This is a genomic window from Nocardioides sp. NPDC006303 (genome assembly GCF_040613175.1).
Classification (GTDB): Bacteria; Actinomycetota; Actinomycetes; order Propionibacteriales; family Nocardioidaceae; genus Nocardioides.
Window position 1 is genome coordinate 33003 of sequence record NZ_JBEXRR010000024.1, and the last position, 20930, is coordinate 53932.

Sequence of the window (20930 nt, forward strand, 5' to 3'; positions counted from 1 at the left end):
TGCTGCGCGTCATCGCTCCCGCACGGCCTCGCCGTAGGCACCCACGAAACGCTCGAGCAACTCGAGGAACTTCTCGGACTCGCCTCCGAGAGCGGCCAGCCCGTCCGCATAGGCGCCCAGCGCCCGGGCCGAGGCTGCCTCATAGACGGCGAGCCCCTCCTCCGTCGGCTCGATCAGTCGCGCCGAGCGCCCCGGCTCGGCGAACCTCCGCAGATGGCCGGCCGAGAGCGCGGCGTTCACCTGCCGGTTCACGGTCGACTGCTCGAGGTTGAGGCCGTCGGCGATCTCCCGGAGCGTACGCGGCCGGCCGTCGGAGAGGAACCAGAGCAGACGGCCGTCGGCATGGCTGAGCGCGCTGCGGTCCTCGGCGAGACGGCGGTGCACCTCGAGTCGCCCGACCAAGGAGGCCAGGCGGCGGTCGGTGGACAGATCCGGGCTGATCGGCCTGAAAAGAGGGTCCCCGGAGGACGGCCTTGTGGACGGCATCACATCTCCGGGCATTGTCGCGTGAACCTCATGATGTGTAGCATACATACGTCGATATGTAGATTACACATCAGAGGTGTGCCTTGAGTTCCTCCCCGTCCCCCACCCGCGAGCCGGCCACGCGCTCGACGGGTGGCGCCATGGCCGTCGTCATGGTGCTCTGCTTCGGCAGCCTCTGCGCCGCGCTGATGCAGTCACTGGTCATCCCGATCCAGAGCGAGCTCCCCGAACTGCTCTCCACCACGGCCAGCACCGCGTCCTGGGTGGTGACCGCCACGCTGCTCGGCGCCGGCGTGACGATGCCCGTCACCGGCCGCCTCGCCGATCTCTACGGCAAGAAGCCGGTCCTGGTGATCTCGGGGATCGTGCTGGTGATCGGCTCCGTCATCGTGGCACTCTCCGACGCCGTCGGTCCGGTCCTGGTCGGCCGCGTGCTCCAGGGCATGGCGATGGGCTACATCCCGGTCGCGATCAGCCTCGTACGCGAGGTCGCGCCCGAGCACCTGCGCAACACCGCGGTCGCCGGCGTCAGCGCCACCCTCGGGGTCGGCGGCGCGCTCGGCCTGCCGCTGGCCGCCTGGATCGCCCAGGACTTCGACTGGCACACCCTCTTCTGGGTCTCCGCCGGCCTGGCCCTCGCGGTCACCGTGCTGACCGCGGCCGTCGTCCCGCACGTACGCGACGCCCACCCCGGTCGCCTCGACATCATCGGCGCGCTCGGGCTCGCGGCCGGGCTCGTCGGCGTACTTGTCGGCGTCTCGAAGGGCAACGACTGGGGCTGGGGCGAGCCGAGGACCCTCGGCATGATCGTCGGCGGCGTCGTGATCCTGCTGCTCTGGGGTTGGTACGAGCTGCGCCACGACGACCCGCTCGTCGACCTGCGCACCACCGCGCGCAAGCCGGTGCTGTTCACCAACATCGCGGCCGTCCTCATCGGCTTCGGCATGATGGCCCAGTCGATCGTGGTCCCGCAGCTCCTCCAGATGCCCGTGGCCACCGGCTACGGCCTCGGCCAGACCATCTTCCAGGCCGGCATGTGGATGGCGCCGGCCGGTCTGATGATGATGCTCTTCACCCCGGTGTCCTCCCGCCTGCTGACCCGCCTCGGCGGACGCGGCACCATGGCGATCGGCGCGGTCGTCCTGGCCGCGGGCTACGTCGTCGCGGTCTTCCTGATGAATGCCCCGTGGCAGCTCATGCTCGCCTCCTGCATCGCCTCGGCAGGCGTCGGGATCGGGTACGCCGCGATGCCCACGCTCATCCTCAGCAACGTCCCGGCCGCCGAGGCCGCCGCAAGCGTCGGACTGAACAGCCTGATGCGTTCGATGGGCACCACGGTCGCGGGCGCGGTCATGGCCATCGTGCTGACCAGCCGGACGACTGTCCTCGCCCCCGGCATGCCCGAGATTCCGACCGCGGGCGCGTTCCAGGTCTGCTTCGTGATCGGGGCGCTGGCGGCCGGTGTCGGTGCGCTGATCGTGCTCCTCATCCCCAGGCCGCGATCGGAGCCGGCCGACGACACCGCAGACGACGCGGTGCTCGCCGGATCGCGCTGATCGGCAACGCGCCGATACGACAGCGGGCCCGACCAGCTCAGAGCTGGTCGGGCCCGCTGCGTACGAACGAGTCTTCGTTCAGTGGGTCCCGGTGATGCGGTCGAGCGGGCCCGGGGTGTAGGGCGAGTTGGCCTCCAGGTAGTTGGCGAAGGCGTCGATGTCGAGGCCGCCGTAGTAGGGGTCGGTGCCCTTGGTGAAGGCCGCGAAGGCGTCGCCCCCGCCCTGCAGGAAGTTGTTGGTCACGACCCGGTAGGACGTGGCCTTGTCGATCGGCTGGCCGTTGAGCGTGACCGATCCGTCGACGGGACCCGAGGGGCTGATCTGGTAGGAGAAGCCCTCCGAGACCTGCAGGATCTTGTGGGACGCGGCGTTGGCGCCGGTGACCTGCTGGGTCAGCAGGTCGTAGATGTCCTGGCCGGTCATGGTCAGCGAGACGAGGTAGTTGTTGAACGGCTGGACCGTGAACGCCTCGTCGTAGGTGACCTCACCGACGGCCTCCCCGTAGGGCGAGTTGGTCGCGGTCAGGTCGGCACGGATGCCACCCGGATTCATGAACGCGATCACCGGCGTCTGCCCGTTGACGACCGTCGACTGGTCGGCGAGCTGGGCGTCGGCGATGAGGTCACCGAGGGCGCTCTCGCCGGAGGCGTTGGTGGTGCGGGTGACGTCACCGGAGATCGAACCGAGCACCCGGGAGGCGATCGGGGTGACCAGTTCCTTGTAGGTGTTGATCAGCGTGGTCTGCTCGGGGGCCTTGGCCACGTCCCGGGTGACGAGCAGGTTCGAGCCCTCGACCGACGAGCGGACGATGTCGCGCGACTTGAGGTTGTACTTCAGGTTGGTCTCGGTGTAGAGCCGGCCGAAGGACGAGGCCGAGGTGACCAGACGGGACTTGCCCTCGGGGTCCGGTACGTCGCAGACGTAGGGGTTGTGGGTGTGGCCGGTGACCAGCATGTCGATCTCGGGGTCGAGGCCCTGGGCGATCGGCACGATGGGCGAGCCGGCGACCAGCTCGCCGCCGCCCTCGCAGGTGTAGTCGTACCTGGCGTTGACGTCGTAGACCGTGCCGGTGGCGGGGTCGGTCCACTTCTCCCTCGGCAGGTTGGCACCCTCGTGGATCAGGGTGACGATCGCCTTGACGCCCTTCTTCTTCAGCTTGGGCACGAGCGCGTTGGCGGTCTCGACCTCGTCCTTGAAGGTGAGGCCCTTGACCCCCTCGGCGGTGACGATGTCGGGAGTGCCCTCCAGGGTCATGCCGATGAAGCCGATCTTGACGCCGTCGATCTCCTTGATGGCGTAGGACGGCAGGATCGTCTTGCCGCTCGCGTCCTCGATCACGTTGGAGGCGAGGATGTCGAAGTCGGCGCCCGCGTACTCGTGGGCGGCGCAGGAGTTCTGGTTGTCCTCGCCGTCGCCGTCGTCGATGCAGCCACCGTCGGCGATGCGCTGCAGCTCCTTGTAGCCCTCGTCGAACTCGTGGTTGCCGACCGCGGTCACGTCCAGGCCGAGCTTGTTGAGCGCCTCGATGGACGGCTCGTCGTGGAAGGCGGCCGAGAGCAGTGGCGAGGCGCCGATCAGGTCACCCGCGGCGACGGTCAGGGAACGGTCGTGGCCCTTGCGCGCCTCGGCCAGGTGGGAGGCGAGGTATTCCACGCCACCCACGTTGACGGTGTCATCGACCGGCTTGCCGGTGGCTGGATCGATGTGGTGGCCGGTGACCAGGCGCCCGCTCGAACCCGACGGCGCCTCGAGATTGCCGTGGAAGTCGTTGAACGAGAGCAGCTGGACATCGACCAGGTGCTTCCCTGGCTTGGCTGAGGCAGAGTTCGCGAGCGGAGTGGCAACTGCGGCGGCCGCGAGAGCGACGGCGGCAACGGCCACAACGGGGCGAAGCTTTCGGATGTTACGAGGCATTGCGGGGCTCCCCATCTCAGTGATCGACGAAAGGAACAATGCCCCTTCGGGTTCTCATTGTGAAGAGGTAACAGGATTACCGCTGCCTAATCGTCATCAACCGTTAATCACCCGAAAAATTCGGTAGCGTCCACCGCGCCACCGGCCTCCTCGAACTCGTCGCGGACCGTCTCCCGCAGGTTCGCGTCGGAGAGATAGTCGGCAGCCACCCCGGCAAGACCGTAGGCGGCGTCGACGAGCACCTCGTCGGCGTACGGCGTGACCGCGGCAGCGGCGAACTCACGGCTGTGCAGCGACACGTCGGGCTCGGCGATCTTGACCATCGCGTGCAGGCCGGGGACCCGGAAGGAGACGTTGCCGAAGTCGGTGGACCCGGCGAGCAGGTCCGGGACGACGCCGGGCGCGAAGACGGTGTGGTTGCGCTCCTGGTAGCGGCGGTTCCACGCCTGCGCCAGCCCGCTGTTGTTGCGGATCGGCAGGTAGACCGGCGACGTGTCCCAGCTGAACTCGACACCGCAGCCCGTCATCAGCGCCGCACCCATCGCCATCTCCTCGAGCCGTTGGGAGAGGATCTTGAGCGTCTCGGGGTAGGCGGAGCGTACGTAGAACTCGATCGAGGCGTGCTCCGGGATCACGTTGGGACGCAGGCCGCCGTCGGTGATGATCGCGTGCACCCGGTCGGTCGGCGGCATCTGCTGCCGGTTGAGCGCGACGCCGGTGTAGAGCAGGTTGGCCGCGTCCAGGGCATTGCGCCCCATGAACGGCTGGATCGAGGCGTGCGCCGGCACCCCGACGTACGTCACCTTCAGCTGCCTCCGGCCCAGGAAGACCGGCTCGGAGCTGTCGTAGGTGAACGGGTGGACCATGATCGCCGCGTCGACGCCGTCGAAAGCGCCCTTCTGCGCCATCAGCTCCTTGCCGCCACCGCCCTCCTCGGCCGGGGTGCCGAGCCAGATCACGCGGCCGCCGAGGCGGTCGATCACGCTCGCGATGGCCAGGAACGCCCCCACGCCGACCGTGGCGATCAGGTTGTGGCCGCAGCCGTGGCCGATGCCGGGGAGCGCGTCGTACTCGGAGAGCACGGCGATCGTCGGGCCGTCTTTGGCACCGCCTGCCGAGGCGTAGAGGGCGGTCGGGAGGCCGTAGGCGCCACGGGCCACCTCGATGCCGTGAGCCTCGACGAACTCCGCCAGCCCGGCCGAGCTCCGGTGCTCCTCGAAGCCGGTCTCCGGGTGCTCGGCGAGGTCGTGGGAGACCGCGACCAGCTCGGGGCCCAGGTCCACGAGCTTGTCGCGGATCGCGTCCAGGATCCCCCTCGGCGCACCCGCCGAGGTCGACTCGGCGGCCTTCGTGATGAGCGCCTTGGCGTCTGTTTCGTCGCGGAGCTGGTTGACCAGGAACGGGTTCGGCTGCTGCGGCTGGCTCATGTGGCCAGAGGCTATCGGTGATGTGTCACCGATCGCTGAGGGCCCAGCCGTCGGCGACGATGCGTGCCTCGTCGGCAGGTCGGGAGGAGTCGAACGACGTACGCCGCCCCTGGCTGACCACGATGCCATCGACGTAGATCCCGCGACCCTGGGAGGACGAGTCGGTCTCGTAGGTCCACCGCACCGTGGTCGTGCTGTCCGGAAGCTCGGCGCGGCCGCACAGCCATCGCCGGCCGCCGTAGCCGTCGACCGCCTCGCTGGTCTCCCAGCTCCAGTCACCACCCTCGAGCGTCCAGGGCAGCGGGCTGAAGGTGGTGCCGTCGGTGGAGTACTGCAGCCGGCCGAAGTCGAAGCGTGACTCGGTGTCGAAGAAGTAGTCGAAGCGGAGCCTCGCGCCGTCGGTGGCCGCGAGCGGCACGTCGAGCGTCGCCTTCTTCGCGTTCGTGCGACCCGAGAACCACGACGTACGTCCCGTCGCCGGGCGGACCGCCGAGGCCATCCCGAGCGCGTCGGAGACGGCACGTCGGGACGGGTTGTTGCTGCCCCAGTCGCGGCTGGGGTGGACGCGGTTGGTCATCAGCACGACGAGCTGGTGGCCGATCGGGTCCATCACGAAGCTGGTGCCGGTGTAGCCGGTGTGGCCGAAGGAGACCGGGGACCAGATCGGGCCGTGGTACCAGGTCGTGGCGAGCTCCCAGCCGAGGCCGCGGGAGCTGGTGAACCGGGCTCCGGTGTAGTCGCGCAACGACAGCCTGACCGTGTCCTCCTTCAGGATCCTGGTGCCGTTGTAGACGCCGCCGTTGAGGTACATCTGGCCGAACCTGGCCATGTCGGCCGCGGTCGAGAAGACGCCCGCGTGACCGGCGACGCCACCGAGGGCCCAGGCGTTCTCGTCGTGCACCTCGCCACGGATCATCGGGCGGCCGGCCCAGGGCTGGTACTCGGTCGCGGCGACACGGTCGAGGCGGTCGGCGGGCGGGTTGTACATGGTGTCGCGCATCCCGAGCGGCTCGGTGATGTGGTCGCGGACGTAGACATCGAGCTTCTTCCCCGAGAGCCGCTCGACCAGGATCCCGAGGGTGATCAGGTTGATGTCGGAGTAGCGGTAGATCTGCTCGGGCGCGTGCGTCGGCGTCGTGTTCATGATCGCCGCGACCCGCTCCTCGTAGGTGTCATAGCCCGCCCACAGTGACGGCGACGGGCCGGCGAGCAGGCCAGAGACGTGGGTGAGGAGGTGGCGTACGAGGATCGCGTCCTTGCCGTGCGGCGCGAACTCGGGCAGGTAGGTGACCACCGGCGCCTCGAGGTCGAGGCTGCCCTGCTCCATCAGCTGGAGGATCGCGGTCGTGGTGAAGAGCTTCGACATCGAGGCGATGTCCCACATCGTGTCCAGCCCGGCCGCGACCTGCTGCTCGGCAGGGAGCTCGACGACGGTGGTGCCGTCGAGGCCGTAGCGGAGCGCCTTGCCCACGCTCTCGTGGGCGACGATGACGCCGTCCTTGACCGCGATCGCGGTGGCCCCTGCGTACAGGGGGTGGGCGGGGTTCTCCGTCGTCGGCTCGAGGAACCGGGTCAGCTCGGTGCGGATCCTCGCGATCTGAGCCGGGTCGAGGCCGACCTGGCGGGCATGGCCGGGACGCAGGACGGTGCGCGGGGTGAAGGTCAGCTCGTCCGGCGTGATCGTCGGCGGCTGACCGGCCAGCGAGGCGAGCGACCTGGTTGCCTTGGTCGGGTCCTCCGGGGTCGAGGCCACCGCGGCACCGCCGAGGAGAGTCATCGCGACTCCGCTCAGGGTGCCGCCGAGAAGCGTGCGCCGAGAGGTCATGAGCATGTCCGGAGACGGTGTCATACCCCGATACTGCCGCTCCGGCGCGAGCTTCGTGCGTGAAAGGAAATTTTCTTTCACGACGCCGGTGTCAGAGCGTCGGCCAGTGCTCCACCCACGGCTTCGCCTGCTCCAGCTGAGCAGCGACCTGCAGCAGCAGACCGTCGTCGCCGAGCTGACCGGAGAGCTGGATGCCCAGCGGCAGTCCGGCGGCGGTCCGGTAGGTCGGCACCGAGATCGCCGGGCGCCCGGTGATGTTGGCGAGCTGGGTGTAGGGCACCCAGCCGAGGTTCTCGGCGACCAGCTGGTCGATCATCCCGGTCGCGCGCATGACCCGCCCGCCGTGCACCTTGTGCAGCACCCGCGCGGCGGTCTGGAGCGCCTTGGGCGTGGTCAGCTGCCCGACCTTCAGCGGCGGCTTCGCCAACGTCGGGGTGAGCAGCAGGTCGTACGTCTCGTGGAACGCGCTGAGGCGGCGTACGTGGTTGCGGCGGTTGATGTGCGCGAGCTCGACGGCGACCACTCCCCCGGCCCGGCCGAGCTCGGCCACGGCGAGGGTGTCGGCCTCGAAGTCGGCGTTCTTGGCTCCGACGCGGAGCTTGGCCTCGGCTACCTCGGCAGCGGCGGAGGCGAACCAGATGGTGAGGAAGTCGCGGCCGAGCTCGGCGGCGTCGTAGGGCGCCTCGACCTCCTCGACGTCGTGGCCGAGCGCTTCGAGGGCCTTGGCCGCGTCCTCGACGGCCGCGATCGCCTCCGGGTCGGGCGCGGTGATGGAGGACGTCGAGGTGAACCCGATCCGGAGCTTGCGCGGCGCGGCCGCGATGGCCTCGGAGAAGGACGCGCCGGGGTGCGGCGCGTGGATCATCGCCATCGGCTGGTCACCGATGAGCGCGTCGTAGAGCCCGGCCGCGTCGCGGACCGTGCGGGTCACCACGCCCTGGACGACGAACCCGTTGGAGGCATCCAGGCTCTGCGGGCCCAGCGGCAGCAGCCCGCGGGTGGTCTTCAGACCGACCAGGCCGTTGCAGGCCGCCGGGATCCGGATGGACCCGCCGCCGTCGTTGGCGCCGGCGGCCGGGACGATCCCGGCGCCCACCGCGGCACCGGAGCCACCCGAGGAGCCGCCGGGCGTGTGGTCGGTGTTCCACGGGTTGCGCGCGGCGCCGAACAGCTCCGGCTCGGTGATCCCCTTCGATCCGAACTCCGGGGTGTTCGTCTTGCCGAAGATCACCAGTCCGGCGTCCAAGGCGCTCTGGGTGAAGTAGGAGTGCTCCTCGGCGACGTCGTCGACGAGCGACCGCGAGCCGTAGGTCGTCGGGTGCCCCTGATACTCCTGAGCCAGGTCCTTCACCAGGAACGGGACCCCCGCGAACGGCCCGCTCGGGCCGTCGCCGGCGACCTGGGCGTCGGCCTCGGGGATGTCCGCGACGATCGCGTTGATCCGCGGATTCACCGCCGCCGACCGCTCCCGCGCCACGGCCAGGACCTCGGCCGCGGTCACCTCCTTGGCAGCGACCAGCTGCGCCAGCCCGGTGGCGTCGTACGTCAGATACTCATCGACCCGCATGAGCGCAGGTTAGCGGCCACACGGGCAACGCGGGTCGATGTGAGTCAGCCGATCCAAATGAGGTGCCACTTCCGGGGTGCGTGGCTATGTTTCCGGCCATGGCGATCATCGGCGGCGAAGCCGCCTCGAAGTCGGACGAGACCGCGATCGAGGCCCTGGTGGGCGCGTTCTTCTCGGCCTTCACCTCAGGACCGGACGCGGCCGCACGCCTGGACGATCTGCGCCGGATCATGCTTCCGGGCGCGACCGTGGTGCGCACGTGCGGCCTGCCGGTCGAGGTCTACGACGTCGAGTCCTTCATCGCCCCGCGCCTCGCGCTCCTGACCAGCGGCGAGATCAGCGAGTTCGAGGAGTGGCCGGAGCCCGGTCGCACCGACGTCTTCGGCGACATCGCCCACTGGTGGGGCGCCTACGGCAAGCGCTGGCGCGCGGACGGCGAGGTCCACACCGGCAGGGGCATGAAGACGATGTCGTTCGTACGCACCGACGACGGCTGGCGGATCAGCTCTGCTGCCTGGGACGACGAGCGTCAGGGTTGATGCCCGGTCAGTTGAAGATCTCCCGGTAGTCGCCCTCGACCCGGTCGCGCTTCCACAGATCGATGCCGGTGGAAGCGGCGTACTCGTCGATCCTGGCCAGCTCCTCGGTGGTGAGCTCCGGACCGGAGAGCGCGCCGACGCAGTCGGTGACCTGCTCGGGGCGGGAGGCGCCGATGACGACCGAGGTCATCCACGGATCGCGCAGCGCCCAGGCGAGCGCCATCTGAGCGAGCGTCTGGCCACGGTCGACGGCGAGGGCGTTGAGCCCCTCGATGCCGGCGAGCGTCTCGGGCGTGAGCGCCTCCGGGGTCAGGAAGCGGGCCTTGGCAGCGCGCGAGTCCTCCGGGATGCCGCCACCACCGAGGTACTTGTTCGTCAGCAGCCCCTGCGCCAGCGGCGAGAAGGAGATCGCACCAGCCCCGACCTCGTCGAGCGTGTCCAGCAGGCCGTCGGTCTCGAGCCAGCGGTTGAGGATCGAGTAGGACGGCTGGTGGATCAGCAGCGGCGTACCGAGGTCGCGGAGGATCGCCGCCGCCTCACGGGTCAGCGCCGAGGAGTAGGAGCTCAGCCCGACGTAGAGCGCCTTCCCGGACCGGACGATCTGGTCGAGGGCGCCCATCGTCTCCTCCAGCGGCGTGCTGGGGTCGGGACGGTGGTGGTAGTAGATGTCGACGTAGTCGAGCCCCATCCGCTTCAGCGACTGGTCGAGGCTGGAGATCAGATACTTCCGCGAGCCGCCGATCTTTCCGTACGGCCCCGGCCACATGTCCCAGCCGGCCTTGGTCGAGATCACCAGCTCGTCGCGCAGGTTGGCGAAGTCGCCGCGCAGGTGGCGCCCGAAGTTCTCCTCGGCGGAGCCGTAGGGCGGGCCGTAGTTGTTGGCCAGGTCGAAGTGGGTGATGCCCGCGTCGAAGGCCGTACGCAGGATCGCCCGCTGCCGTTCGAACGCCAGGTCGTCGCCGAAGTTGTGCCACAGGCCGAGGCTGACCGCCGGCAGATCCAGGCCACTGTTGCCGGTCCGCCGATACTGCATCGCGTCGTAGCGGGACTCCGAAGGAACGTACGTCATGCGCCGGTCCCCTTTCCGGCGCGCAGCGCCACCTTGATCATCGGCCACTGCAGCGGCAGCCGCGCGACCGTACCGGCGAAGAAACCGGCCGACTTCGGGGTCCGCTTCCGGTTCGCCCGCTTCCCCGCGTCGACACTCATCTGCACGTTGGCGGGGAACACACCGACCAGCAGCGCGGCACTCGCGAGCCCCGCGATCCGGCGGGTCTTCGGGTGCAGCAGCCCCAGCCCGCAGACGATCTCCGCGACCCCGGAGACCTCGACCACCTTGCGCGCATCCGGCAGCGCCGACGGCACGATCGGCTCGAACACCTGCGGCCTCACCAGATGCAGGGTCCCCGACCCGAGGAACAATGCGGCCAACCCGGCCAGCGGCAGATCGAGCCGCGAAGAAGATTCAGTGCTCACGGGACGACTCTGTCACGCCCGCCCAACGTGGGAGCCGGGGAGTCACCCAGTGACCCCAGGACTCCCGGGTCGCCCGACCGCCCTTCCCGCCCGCAGGTTCTCGGTGAAGGTTGCGATGTCCTCCTGAAGGGCGGGGTGGGCACCGGGCAACGGACTCTCCTTCACGACCACCTCAGCGATCTCGGCCAGGCAGTCGTCCACGATTCGATCGGCACGACGTACGCCCCACCTCGTGATCTCGGCCTTGATGTCCGAGGCAGCGAGGCCGGCGTGGCGGTAGTTTCCGTTCACGGCCAGCGCCATCTTCCCGTCGATCCCCGAAAGGTGAGACTGCGGAACTACGTCGTACGCCGGCGCGAGCCGAGGTTCGTCACCAAGCGGGTGAAGGATGCCGAGGTTCTTGGCGTGCATGTCGAGGTTGCCGAGAGCGACCGCGAGAACGACCATCCGCGCCAGGGTGACCAGGTCGGAGGATCGAGTGGTCCGCTGCAGGGTGTCGGCGACCCGTCGCAGGCTCACGAGGCCGCCGTACTCCTGATACTTCTGGTCGCCCGAGGCACCGAGTGCCTGGCTGAAGTCCTCCTGATGGACCCGTGCTCCCGCGGCCCGGTCGAAGCGTTCGATGACGAGTGCCGGCAGACCGTCGAAGTCGTCGATCCATGCACTGTGCTCAGCGAGACTCAAGGCCCGCGAGATTCGGGCACCGTACTCCTCATCGAAGACCACGCTCGGACGTCGCTCCAGCATCGGCTTGATGATGTGTGTGGTCGGGTATCCACCCAGCGATTGCGCCCATCCGGCACCATCGCGCACGAGAACCACCTTCGGCTGCACACCTGCCAACGAGGACTTGCCGAGCAACGACTCGTTGGCGAGCGGTGACCCCACCGGGTCCTCGAGCAGACGCCTGATCTGCACGCCATCGACCGGCCGACGCGATGGCGTCCTCGGCTCGGTCGGGTCGTCGAGATCCCAGATCTGCAGCGCACCGGCGACGTCACGTCCGTAGCGGGCGAGGAATCCGAGCGTGTCCCCGCGTCGCAACGCGGCCTGCCGCAGCATGTAGTCGTACTGGTCGCCCTCCGGGAGCAGCTCGCCGAACCAGTTGCGGCGGCGAGCGGCCTGATGCTTGCGCGAGATGCCGACCAGCGGTGCGACGACCGACAAGATCAGGCTGTTGGCGCCGAAGCGATCGATCCCTTCGGCGCTCGGGACGAAGTCGTACGTGGCAGGCTGACCGGTCAGCCCACCCACGATGGTCCCGTAGAGCTCAACGGCGAGGCGCATCTGACTCGTCCTCCCAGGTCGCGGTGAGCTCGACCCCGGTCGCCTGCATCAGGTCCAGAAGGCGCCGCATGAAGATCGTCGACTTCCCGGCCTCGATCTCACTGATGGTGCTCTGCGGGACATCGACCTCACCGGCAAGATCGGCTTGGGTCATCCCATGCGCCAACCGAGCCTGCTGAAGCGCGAGCCCGAAGTCGGCTGGCACCCGCAGCTGCGTACTCGTCACTGCAGTCTCCTATCGTGATTTCGCGATACCAGCACTGTATCGCGATTTCACGATACGGGTGCCTTATCGTGATTTCGCGATACAGTGCCGCCGGAAACCCATCGCACCGTGAGCGGCGAGCGGCCTAGTGTTGTCCGCAACGGCTCCGCGGCGCCGGGCCACCTCGTACGCCGGGCTGCCTCCACCACGTCAAAGGAATCCCACCTTGCCCCGCACGTCTGCCCGCGAACTGGTCGTTCTCGGCACGGCAAGCCAGGTGCCGACCAAGCGCCGGAACCACAACGGCTACGTACTCCACTGGGACGACGAGACGATCCTGTTCGACCCCGGTGAGGGCACTCAGCGGCAGATGACGCATGCCGGCGTCGCCGCCTCAGATCTCACCCGGATCGCGATCACCCATCTACATGGTGACCACAGCCTCGGTCTGGCCGGCGTGGTGCAACGGATCAGCCTCGACGGTTCACCTCGCGTGGTGCCGATCTCGTTCCCGGCTTCCGGCGAGCAGTGGGTGCGGAACCTGTGCGACTCGACCGCTTTCCACCACCGTGAGCAGCTGGCGCTTCAAGGTCTCACAAGTGATGGAACCCTGGACCGGCTCCCCGGCGAGTCCGGTACGACGCTCACCGCACGACGTCTCGACCACACCATCGAGGCGTATGGCTATCGACTCGACGAGCCCGACGCCCGGTCCTTCGACACCACGAAGCTCACCGAGGCGGGCCTGAGCGGACCCGCCGTCGGCCGACTGCAACGGGACGGCGTGATCGAGCTGGACGGCCGCGTGGTACGACTGGCAGATGTGACAGTTCCGCGCCCGGGGCAGTCGATGGCCTTTGTGATGGACACCCGGTCGTGCGACGCCGCCGGTGAGCTCGCGGACGGCGTCGATCTGCTGGTCATCGAGTCCACCTTCCTCGATACCGATCGGCACCTTGCCGCCGAGTACGGTCACCTCACCGCGCTACGGGCTGCCGAGATCGCGGCCGCTGCGGACGTACGCCACCTCGTTCTCACCCACTTCTCGCAGCGCTACCCCGATTCCGGCGACGGCGAGTTCGAGCGGGTCTTCGAGGCCGAGGCACGCAAGGCGTACGACGGTCAGCTCACCATCGCGCGCGACCTCGATCGAGTGCCTGTTCCTCCCCGGGGATAGCTCGACGCGACGACGCGGGAGTCCCGACGTCACCCAGTGACACCAGGACTCCCACGTTCGTCGAGATGAATCGGTCAGGCGCCGGCGGACGCCTCTTGCTCCTCGAGCTTCGTGAGGCAGATGTCGACGATCATGTCCTCCTGGCCACCCACCAGACCCCGGCGGCCGCACTCCATGAGGATGTCGCGGGTGTCGACGCCGTAGCGGGCGCTCGCGTTCTCGGCGTGGCGGAGGAAGGAGGAGTAGACGCCGGCGTAGCCCATGGTGAGGGTCTCGCGGTCGACGCGGACGGGGCGATCCTGGAGCGGGCGGACGATGTCGTCGGCGGCGTCCTGGAGCTTGAACAGGTCGCAGTTGTGCTTGAAGTCCGACAGGTTGGCGACCGCGATGAGCGCCTCGATCGGGCAGTTGCCGGCACCGGCGCCGTGACCGGCGAGCGAGGCGTCGACACGATAGACGCCGTTCTCGACCGCGACGACCGAGTTGGCCACCGACAGCGACAGGTTCTCATGGGCGTGGATGCCGATCTCGGTCTCGTCGTTGAGCACATCGCGATAGGCACGGGCGCGGTCACGTACATCGTTCATGGTGAGCCGGCCGCCGGAGTCGGTGATGTAGACGCAGTGGGCGCCGTAGGACTCCATCAGCTTCGCCTGCTGGGCGACCACCTCGGTCGGCGCCATGTGGTTGAGCATCAGAAATCCGGAGACGTCCATGCCCATCTCGCGCGCGGCGGCGATGTGCTGGGCCGAAACGTCGGCCTCGGTGCAGTGGGTCGCGACCCGGACCGAGCGGACACCCAGGTCGTAGGCGCGCTTCAAGTCGTGGATGGTGCCGACACCGGGAAGCAGCAGGGTCGTCAGGCGGGCGTTCTTGATGACCGAGGCCGCCGCCTCGATCCACTCCCAGTCGCTGTTGGAGCCGGGGCCGTAGTTGACCGAGCCGCCGGTCAGGCCGTCGCCGTGGGCGACCTCGATGGCGTCGACGCCGGCCTCGTCGGCGGCGATGACGATCCGCTTGACGTCCTCGGGGGTGATCCGGTGGCGTACGGCGTGCATGCCGTCGCGCAGCGAGACCTCTTGGACATAGATGGGCGTGCTCATCGTCAGTTCTCCTTCGCCGCGGCGATGCGCTCGGCCATCTGCAATGCGGCCGAGGTCATGATGTCGAGGTTCCCCGCGTACGCAGGGAGGTAGTGCGCGGCGCCCTCGACCTCGAGGAACACCGACACCTGATGGGTGGGCCGGGTCGTCTCGCCCTCGGCCAGCAGCGTCTCCACCGGCTGATCCGAGGGGATCTCCTGCACCTGCACCTTCTGCTTGAGCCGGTAGCCGGGGACGTACGCGGCGACGTCACCGACCATCTTCTCGACCGACTCGGTGATCTCCGCGGTCAGCTCCTCCAGGGAACGCGACCCGCCCTCGACCAGCGCATACACGGTGTCGCGCATGATCAGCGGCGGCTCGGCCGGGTTCAGGATGATGATCGCCTTGCCGCGCTTGGCACCGCCGACCTGCACGATCGCGCCCGAGGTGGTCTCGGTGAACTCGTCGATGTTGGCCCGGGTGCCGGGACCGGCCGAGCGCGACGAGATCGAGGCGACGATCTCGCCGTAGGCGACCGGCACCACCCGCGCGACCGCGGCCACGATCGGGATCGTCGCCTGCCCGCCGCAGGTCACCATGTTCACGTTCGGGGCGTCGATGTGCTCGTCGATGTTGACGGCCGGGATGACGTACGGCCCGATCGCCGCGGGCGTGAGGTCGATCAGACGCTTTCCGTAGGGCTCCAGCGCGGCCGCGTTGGCGACGTGCGCCTTGGCCGAGGTCGCGTCGAAGACGATCTCGATGTCGTCGAACCCGGGCAGCCCGATCAGGCCCTCGACCCCATCGGCGGTCGTCGCGAAACCGAACCGCTCCGCCCGGGCGAGCCCGTCGGAGGACGGGTCGATCCCGACCATCGCGCCCATCTCCAGGTGCTGCGACGTACGCATCACCTTGATCATCAGGTCGGTGCCGATGTTGCCCGACCCGATGATCGCCACCTTGGTCTTGGCTGTGCTTTCCACTGGCATGGTCACTTCCCTACGCTGAAGGCCACCGAGCCGAGGCCCGACACGGTGGAACGGACGGTGTCGCCCGGGGCGATCGGCCGCATCGGCCCGAGAGCGCCCGAGAGGATGAGCTGGCCGGCGCGCAGCGGCTCACCGAAGTCGCGGGCGTAGCGAGCCAGCCACTGGACGGCGTTGACCGGGTCACCCAGGCAAGCCGCCCCGGTTCCGGTCGAGACCTCCTCGTCGTCGATCGACATCGACATCGAGACGTCCTTGGGCTCGAACTCGTCCAGCCGTCGGCGCTCGGTCCCGAGGACGTAGGCGCCCGCGGAGGCGTTGTCCGCGACGGTGTCGCCGAAGGAGATCTTCCAGTCCGCGATCCGGCTGCCGCAGATCTCGATCGCGGCGACGGCGTAGTCGATGGCCTCCCTGACCTGGTCGTAGGAGAGGTCACCGTCGGCCAGGTCGGCGGCCAGCACGAAGGCGATCTCGGCCTCGGCCCGCGGCTGCAGAATCGCGCCGTCAGGGATCACGCCCCCGTCGGGGTGAGCCATGTCGTCGAAGAGCACGCCGAAGTCGGGGGTGTCCACGCCGATCTGCTCCTGCACCGCCTTGGAGGTGAGCCCGATCTTGCGGCCCACGATCTTCGCCCCGCCGGCGAGCCGGGTGGCGGTGAGGCGCTCCTGGATCGCGTACGCCGTCTTCAGGTCGGTCGCGTCCAGCAGATCCCGCATCGGCGGTACGGGCGTGCCGGTCACCGAGGCGGTCAGCAGCCGATCTGCCGCGGCATCGACGGCAGCATCGGACGGGGAGGTCACTTCGTTCATGTCCCCACGGTCTCAGCAGTTGGCCGAAAGAAGCGGGGTAGGCGTCCCGCTGACCGGTACGGTGATCTCATGCCACACGAGCCTGCCGATCTCGACACCGTGCTCGGCAAGGCGGTGACCATCCTGCGGGCCTTCACGGTCGACGACCAGGTGCTCTCGCTGGCCGAGCTCGTACGCCGCACCGGACTCCCCAAGGCGACCGCCCATCGTGTCGCCGGTGACCTGGTGACCAACCGCCTCCTGGACCGCACCAACCTCGGCTACCGCCTTTCCGGCGGCCTCTTCGAGCTCGGCATGCGGGCCTCGGTCGAGCGCTCGCTCCTGGAGCTGGCGATGCCGTTCCTCCAGGACCTCTACGAGCGCACCCACGAGACCGTCCACCTCGGCGTACGGGAGGGCCACGACGTCGTCTACGTCGCCAAGATCGGCGGCCACCGCCAGGCGAAGTCACCCTCCCGGCCGGGCGGCCGGATGCCGGTCCACTGCACCGCGATCGGCAAGGTCCTGCTCGCCTACGCCGACCCCGAGGTGCAGCAGGAGGTCCTCAGCAGCCCCCTCGAACGGCGTACGCCTCACACGATCGTGGCGCCCGGCCTGCTGGAGCGGCAGCTCGCCGCCGTGCTCGAGAACGGCGTCGCCTTCGAGCGCGAGGAGTCGGCCGCCGGGCTGCAGTGCATCGCGGCCCCGGTCCTCGCCGAGGGCGGCGACAAGGCGCTCGCCGCGATCAGCGTCACCGGTCCGGTGGGCCGCTTCCGCCCCGAGTCCCACGTGACCATCGTCCGGGCCGCGGCCCAGGGCCTCTCCAGCCTGGCGAGTCGCCGCCGCTCCCTGTCCAGCTGACCCGGGTCAGTCCGTGCGTGCCGGCGGCAGGTCGACCAACCTGGCGTCCGGATGCGCCCGGACGGCGTCGAGGAGCTCCAGCCAGCCGCGGCCGACCTCGTCGAGCCTGTCCTCGGAGACGAGCCGGAAGGCAGCGGCGCGCAGCACATCGACGCCCACCTCGGGCGTACGTCCGGTGGTGCGCAGCGCCGTCAGCACCTCTTCGACCAGCTCGGCGGGCGCGGCGGGGTCACCGGCCAGCGCCCACTCCACCTCCCCCTCGGTGGCGACACCGTCTTCCGTCACAGCTTGACCCAGTAGCGCCGGGTGGGGCCGTAGCCGTACGCAGCCGCGTCGATGACGTCCTGGAGCTCGCCGCCCTGGGACTCGATGGTGCGCGCCGAGGCACCGTTGTCCTCGTCGCAGGTGATCAGGACGCGCTCGAGGCCCAGCGCCCGGGCCTCATCGAGCACCAGGCCCAGCGCTCGCCGGGCGTGCCCCTGGCGACGGGACGAAGGCCGCACCGAGTAGCCGATGTGGCCACCCACGTTCTCCAGGAACTCGTTGAGCTCGTGCCGAAGCTGGATGAACCCGACGACCTGGCCGTCGTCGGTGATCCAGTAGGACGAGGCGTGCACCCGCCCGGCGGGCGGCGGGATCGTGAGGTTCCGGTCCCGCGCGGTCTTCGCGACCAGCCGCTCGCACGCCTCCCGGCTCACGTCGGCGGCCTCCTCGTCGGGGATGGCGGCGCCGTCGACATGAGCCCCGCCGAACTCGGCGACGGACGCCGTCCAGGAGTCGTAGAGATCGAGCGAGGGAAGGGCAAGTGCTGTCATGTCGCAAGCAGACCAGCCCACAGCCCGCCGGAACAAACCGTTATCGCACAACGACGGGTATCAGCCGTCGATCACCACGGTTCCCTTCGCACGCGAGACGCACAGGATCATGTGGCCCTCGCGCTCGTAGTCGGCCAGCGCGTGGTCGCGGTGCTCGACCTCACCCTCCAGCACCCGCACCCGGCAGGTGCCGCAGAACCCCTGCTGACAGGAGTACGCCTGGGCCGGTCGAACCCGGCGGACGGCGGTCAGCGCCGACTCCTCGGCGCCCACCTCCACCTCGACGTCGGAGTCCTCTAGACGTACCCGGAACGGGCGGCCGCCGAGCACCGGCGGCGGCGAGAACCGCTCGTAGTGCAGCGTGTCGATCTGCGGGTCGGGGATCTGCGCGCGGATCGCATCGATCATCGGCATCGGCCCACAGCAGTAGAGCGCAGCACCCTCCGGAGCGAGCGAGATGATCTTGGCCGCATCAGGGAGGCCCATCTCGTCGTCGGGCCACAGCTGGATCTCGTGGTCGCCGACGATCTCCCGGATCTCCGCGAGGAACGGCATCGTCTCGCGCGAGCGGCCGGTGTAGACGAACTCGTACGGCACGCCCCGCCGCACCACGTCGCGCAGCATCGGCAGGATCGGGGTGATCCCGATGCCGCCGGCGACGAAGAGATAGCCGGCGGGCGAGTCGACGAACGGGAAGGCGTTGCGCGGCCCCTTCAGGACGAGCCGGTCACCGACGGAAAGGTGGTGAGCCTCAACTGACCCGAGACCCCCACCGGCCGACGGATCGATCCGGCGCACGCTGATCCGGTAGGCGGAGAGGTCGTCAGGGTCGGAATTGAGCGAGTACTGCCGCAGCCGGCCACTGGGCAGCACCACGTCGACATGTGCCCCCGGATCCCAGGCGGGCAGTTCGACGCCGTCCTCACGCTCGAACCAGATCGCCTTGACGTCGAGGCCCTCCTCGTCGATACGGCTGACGCGTACGTGCAGGTCGCGGTCGATCCTGCCGAGCGGCTTGCGACGCCGCCAGGATCGGTAGGCGGCCTTGGTCCAGTAGCCCCCGACGATCGCCTCGAAGCCCCGGTAGAGCCGCGAGTCGGGGATGTCCGGGGCGGTGTAGTGCGCGGGCTGGGTCACTTGGCCTCCGCGCTGTGCGTCTCCGCGATCGCGTCGGCCCGCAGTGCCGCCGGAGACTTGGCCAGGTAGCTCACCGCCTGGGCGGTCGACCCCTCCTTGGACGGGTCGTAGTCGGGCAGGAAGAACTTCCACGTCGCCCACCCGATGCGTACGACACCCGGCACCAGCCCACGACGTTCGGCGTCGATCAACTGGAACAGCCCTGCCTTGGGCCGCTTGGCCGGATCGGGCTCGGTCGGATCGTTCTTCATCAGGTAGCCCGCGCCGCGCCACCACAGCACGAGCAGCGCGGTGCCGCCGAGCAGGTACGACCGGACCCGACGCAGGTAGCGCCCATCGACATGCTGGAAGACGTCGTAGGCCACGTTGCGGTGCTCGACCTCCTCGGCACCGTGCCAGCGCAGCAGGTCGAGCATCGTCTCGTCGGCACCGGCCTCGTCGAGCGCGGGCGAGTTGAGCACCCAGTTGCCGAGCACAGCGGTGAGGTGCTCGAGACCGGCGATGATCGCGGCGCGCTCGATCAGCCACTCCTCCTTGGCCCGGCCCGTCAGGTCGCGGTCACCCAGGATCTTGCGGAACAGCGCCTCGATCTCGGCCGCGAACGGACGTACGTCGAGACCGTTGTCGGTGAAGTAGTCCTGCACCTCCTGGTGGGCGGCGGCGTGCACGCCCTCCTGGCCGATGAAGCCGATCACGTCCTCGCGCAGCTGGTCGTCCTCGATCAGCGGCAGGATCTCGGAGAACACCTTGACGAACCACCGCTCGCCCTCGGGCAGCAGTAGGTGCAGCACGTTGACGTAGTGGGAGGCGAAGACCTCGCCCGGGATCCACACCAGCGGCAGCTTGCTCCAGTCGAACTTCACGTTCCGCGGGTGGAGGGCCACCTTGGCCGGCTCATGCCCGCGCTTGCTCTCCTTGGTCACCTTGGTCAGCTTGCTCATCGCACACCCTCCTTCTCGATGAAGGCCGCGATCTCGCCCGCGACCAGCTCCGGATCCGCGGCCACCACCCAGTGGCCGCCGTCGATGACCTGGGTGACCAGCGACGTCGCGTACGCCCGGGGCGCCTCGGTCTGCAGCGGCACCGTCACGTAGGCATCGTCACGCGGGGCGATCACCAGCACCGGCACCTCCGTCGACCGCGGCGAGGGACGGAGCAGCTTGCCGAGGAAGTTGGCCCGGTAGAGCTCGACCCCGTTGACCTGGTCCTTCGTCGGCCGCTCCTCGCCACCGACGAACTTGGCGAGCAGCCCCGAGCGCACCATCGCCTCGGGCAGCAGCGGCATCTGGAAGGCGAAGACGTACCAGGAGTGGGCCAGCTGCCGCAGCGAGCTCCCCAGGTGGGTCCGCTCGCGCAGCCAGGTCGTCGCCATCCCGAGGTCGGGCCCCGAGATCGAGACGTACGTCGCGATCCGGCTGCTCAGCGCCGGGTCGGTCACCGACTCCCAGGTCTGGATCGAGCCCCAGTCGTGCGCCGCGACGTGCACCGGCGCGTCGGGCGAGACGGCATCGATGACCGCCTTGAAGTCTGCGGAGAGCTGCGCCAGGCGGTAGCCGGCGGTCGAGTCCGGAACCCCCGACTCCCCCGTGCCGCGTACGTCATAGGCGACGACGTGGAAGCGCTCGGCGAGCACCTTGGCGACGCCGTCCCAGACGGAGTGGTTGTCGGGGTAGCCGTGGACGAGCACCACGGTCTCGGCATCGGTCGGCCCCTGCTCGTAGACCGCGAGCATCAGCCCGTCGGTGGTCTCGACCACCCTCTTGGTCACCTCAGTCACGTGGACCTCCTCCGATCGCGGG

General features: G+C 69.1%; 21 protein-coding genes. 4 read left to right on the forward strand and 17 right to left on the reverse strand.

The genetic code is table 11. The annotated features are described in order from the left end of the window. Nucleotides 1-9 precede the first annotated feature (9 nt). A complete protein-coding gene (locus ABZY89_RS18405) occupies nt 10-402 on the reverse strand; it encodes a MarR family winged helix-turn-helix transcriptional regulator (protein WP_355229494.1) in 393 nt (130 codons plus the stop codon). A gap of 167 nt (nt 403-569) precedes the next feature. On the opposite strand from ABZY89_RS18405, the gene ABZY89_RS18410 reads away from it, so the two are divergent. Continuing rightward, the gene (locus tag ABZY89_RS18410; RefSeq protein ID WP_355229496.1) at nt 570-2042 is read left to right on the forward strand and encodes an MFS transporter; all 1473 of its coding nucleotides are present in this window, start codon (nt 570-572) and stop codon (nt 2040-2042) included. 78 nt (nt 2043-2120) lie between these two features. Here ABZY89_RS18410 and ABZY89_RS18415 read toward each other — a convergent pair whose 3' ends face one another. From ABZY89_RS18415 to ABZY89_RS18430, 4 genes are all read right to left on the reverse strand, one after another. After that, a complete protein-coding gene (locus ABZY89_RS18415; RefSeq protein WP_355229498.1) occupies nt 2121-3923 on the reverse strand; it encodes a bifunctional metallophosphatase/5'-nucleotidase in 1803 nt (600 codons plus the stop codon). 140 nt (nt 3924-4063) lie between these two features. Further along, nucleotides 4064-5383, reverse strand: coding sequence for a M20 family metallopeptidase (locus tag ABZY89_RS18420; protein ID WP_355229500.1), 1320 nt, complete (start codon nt 5381-5383; stop codon nt 4064-4066). Nucleotides 5384-5408: 25 nt separating this feature from the next. Then, the gene (locus ABZY89_RS18425) at nt 5409-7232 is read right to left on the reverse strand and encodes a serine hydrolase (protein WP_355229502.1); all 1824 of its coding nucleotides are present in this window, start codon (nt 7230-7232) and stop codon (nt 5409-5411) included. Between the two features lie 67 nt (nt 7233-7299). Then, a complete protein-coding gene (locus ABZY89_RS18430; protein ID WP_355229503.1) occupies nt 7300-8775 on the reverse strand; it encodes an amidase in 1476 nt (491 codons plus the stop codon). Between the two features lie 98 nt (nt 8776-8873). Between ABZY89_RS18430 and ABZY89_RS18435 the strand changes: the two genes are divergently transcribed. Further along, the gene (locus ABZY89_RS18435) at nt 8874-9314 is read left to right on the forward strand and encodes a DUF4440 domain-containing protein (RefSeq protein ID WP_355229505.1); all 441 of its coding nucleotides are present in this window, start codon (nt 8874-8876) and stop codon (nt 9312-9314) included. A 7-nt stretch (nt 9315-9321) separates the two neighbouring features. Here ABZY89_RS18435 and mgrA read toward each other — a convergent pair whose 3' ends face one another. Genes mgrA through ABZY89_RS18455 form a run of 4 tightly spaced genes read right to left on the reverse strand, consistent with a single transcriptional unit; the run spans nt 9322 to nt 12303 of the window. Beyond that, the gene (mgrA, locus tag ABZY89_RS18440; RefSeq protein WP_355229507.1) at nt 9322-10383 is read right to left on the reverse strand and encodes an L-glyceraldehyde 3-phosphate reductase; all 1062 of its coding nucleotides are present in this window, start codon (nt 10381-10383) and stop codon (nt 9322-9324) included. Beyond that, nucleotides 10380-10790: a DoxX family protein gene (locus ABZY89_RS18445; RefSeq protein ID WP_355229509.1), complete on the reverse strand. Its 411-nt coding sequence runs from the start codon at nt 10788-10790 to the stop codon at nt 10380-10382. Before ABZY89_RS18445 ends, mgrA begins: the two co-directional genes overlap by 4 nt. A 42-nt stretch (nt 10791-10832) precedes the next feature. Further along, nucleotides 10833-12077, reverse strand: coding sequence for a HipA domain-containing protein (locus ABZY89_RS18450; protein WP_355229510.1), 1245 nt, complete (start codon nt 12075-12077; stop codon nt 10833-10835). Next, nucleotides 12061-12303 carry a helix-turn-helix domain-containing protein gene (locus ABZY89_RS18455; protein ID WP_355229512.1) on the reverse strand — a complete coding sequence of 81 codons (243 nt, stop codon included), beginning with the start codon at nt 12301-12303 and terminating at the stop codon, nt 12061-12063. The genes ABZY89_RS18450 and ABZY89_RS18455 overlap by 17 nt, the downstream gene beginning before the upstream one ends. 205 nt (nt 12304-12508) lie before the next feature. On the opposite strand from ABZY89_RS18455, the gene ABZY89_RS18460 reads away from it, so the two are divergent. Continuing rightward, entirely contained in the window at nt 12509-13459 is a 951-nt protein-coding gene (locus tag ABZY89_RS18460) for a ribonuclease Z (RefSeq protein WP_355229514.1), read from the forward strand. Between the two features lie 74 nt (nt 13460-13533). Here the strand turns inward: ABZY89_RS18460 and dmpG are convergent, their stop codons facing one another. The 3 genes from dmpG to ABZY89_RS18475 are packed head-to-tail and all read right to left on the reverse strand — an operon-like array spanning nt 13534 to nt 16339. After that, nucleotides 13534-14562 carry a 4-hydroxy-2-oxovalerate aldolase gene (gene dmpG, locus ABZY89_RS18465; protein WP_355229516.1) on the reverse strand — a complete coding sequence of 343 codons (1029 nt, stop codon included), beginning with the start codon at nt 14560-14562 and terminating at the stop codon, nt 13534-13536. A 2-nt stretch (nt 14563-14564) separates the two neighbouring features. Next, nucleotides 14565-15533 carry an acetaldehyde dehydrogenase (acetylating) gene (locus ABZY89_RS18470; RefSeq protein WP_355229584.1) on the reverse strand — a complete coding sequence of 323 codons (969 nt, stop codon included), beginning with the start codon at nt 15531-15533 and terminating at the stop codon, nt 14565-14567. A gap of 2 nt (nt 15534-15535) precedes the next feature. Further along, a complete protein-coding gene (locus ABZY89_RS18475; RefSeq protein WP_355229517.1) occupies nt 15536-16339 on the reverse strand; it encodes a fumarylacetoacetate hydrolase family protein in 804 nt (267 codons plus the stop codon). Between the two features lie 69 nt (nt 16340-16408). Here ABZY89_RS18475 and ABZY89_RS18480 point away from each other — a divergent pair, with 69 nt between their 5' ends. Further along, nucleotides 16409-17179 (forward strand): IclR family transcriptional regulator, encoded by a 771-nt coding sequence (locus ABZY89_RS18480; RefSeq protein ID WP_355229519.1) that lies wholly within the window; start codon nt 16409-16411, stop codon nt 17177-17179. A gap of 6 nt (nt 17180-17185) precedes the next feature. On the opposite strand, the gene ABZY89_RS18485 is transcribed toward ABZY89_RS18480, so the two are convergent. The 5 genes from ABZY89_RS18485 to ABZY89_RS18505 are packed head-to-tail and all read right to left on the reverse strand — an operon-like array spanning nt 17186 to nt 20908. After that, nucleotides 17186-17464, reverse strand: a complete 279-nt coding sequence (locus ABZY89_RS18485) for a hypothetical protein (protein WP_355229521.1) — start codon at nt 17462-17464, stop codon at nt 17186-17188. Beyond that, nucleotides 17461-17994, reverse strand: coding sequence for a GNAT family N-acetyltransferase (locus ABZY89_RS18490; RefSeq protein ID WP_355229523.1), 534 nt, complete (start codon nt 17992-17994; stop codon nt 17461-17463). Before ABZY89_RS18490 ends, ABZY89_RS18485 begins: the two co-directional genes overlap by 4 nt. A 60-nt stretch (nt 17995-18054) precedes the next feature. Beyond that, nucleotides 18055-19131, reverse strand: a complete 1077-nt coding sequence (locus ABZY89_RS18495; RefSeq protein WP_355229525.1) for a PDR/VanB family oxidoreductase — start codon at nt 19129-19131, stop codon at nt 18055-18057. Continuing rightward, nucleotides 19128-20072 (reverse strand): metal-dependent hydrolase, encoded by a 945-nt coding sequence (locus ABZY89_RS18500; RefSeq protein ID WP_355229526.1) that lies wholly within the window; start codon nt 20070-20072, stop codon nt 19128-19130. The genes ABZY89_RS18495 and ABZY89_RS18500 overlap by 4 nt, the downstream gene beginning before the upstream one ends. Then, the gene (locus ABZY89_RS18505; RefSeq protein ID WP_355229528.1) at nt 20069-20908 is read right to left on the reverse strand and encodes an alpha/beta fold hydrolase; all 840 of its coding nucleotides are present in this window, start codon (nt 20906-20908) and stop codon (nt 20069-20071) included. Before ABZY89_RS18505 ends, ABZY89_RS18500 begins: the two co-directional genes overlap by 4 nt. Nucleotides 20909-20930: the final 22 nt, after the last annotated feature.